Origin of the sequence: Bacillus sanguinis (genome assembly GCF_018332475.1) — a bacterium.
Taxonomy (GTDB): Bacteria; Bacillota; Bacilli; order Bacillales; family Bacillaceae_G; genus Bacillus_A; species Bacillus_A sanguinis.
This window is the reverse complement of sequence record NZ_BOQB01000483.1, coordinates 1-807: the sequence shown is the minus strand read 5'-3', so window position 1 is coordinate 807 and position 807 is coordinate 1. Positions and strand designations below refer to the sequence as shown.

Genomic DNA, 807 nt, shown 5'->3' with positions numbered 1-807 from the left:
CTCCCGTTGCTCCGGTAGCTCCTGTTAAACCCGTTACTCCCGTTGGTCCTGTTGGAATATAAATTGGTGGAAGAACCGGAAAGGTAGGTCCAATATTTTCAGGTCCTATCAAACCTTTATTCAACGATAATTTGTCATCGCGGTTCAATTTAATACCCCATTCCACATATTTTTTATTCATTCAAATCATTATAATCTATTATTAAAGAATAACTTAATAACTTATTCTCCTTTTCTTTCCAAATGATTAATCTATTTAGCACTTTACCTTTGTTATAACTACTAAAAATACTCACTTTCCAGCTTTATTTTTATTCCACAATATCCACTTTAACGGATGTCTCTCTAACAATTATACGAATCGATTAAAAAATGATTCATTCTTTTTTATAAGACACCTTCTTAAATACTTAAGTAATAAAGAGAATGATTAATCAGTAGGGAGTTTATCCACCCTACTAATAATTAGTAAAAGCAATCGGTCGATTACGTGAAGCTTGCCCCCCACCAAACACCTTTGCTCCAGCTGAATTTTGAGGTAGAAGTTTTACTGCCCGTTAATACGGGATAATAAATACATTACACTATGTTTATAGTAGAAATTATCTATACTAAATTTTCCGTATTTACATTATCAATTTACACTTCTTCCTAACGATGTTACATTGAATAAGAAGACAGTTTCTCAAATGCGAACCATCTCAATACGTTTTTGAGAATCATACTCCAATCCTATACGCGAGAGCAATACAATGTTGACACTCAAACGAGTGTCTTTTTTTATGAATTTATAAAGTGAAACTTTAA

The 807-nt window shown here is 32.3% G+C and carries 1 protein-coding gene; it reads right to left on the bottom strand.

The features are described 5' to 3' along the window. The coding region (locus KI369_RS27870; protein ID WP_212958876.1) for an exosporium leader peptide-containing protein at positions 1–148 on the bottom strand (148 nt) is incomplete at its 3' end. Between the last annotated feature and the right edge of the window lie 659 nt (positions 149–807).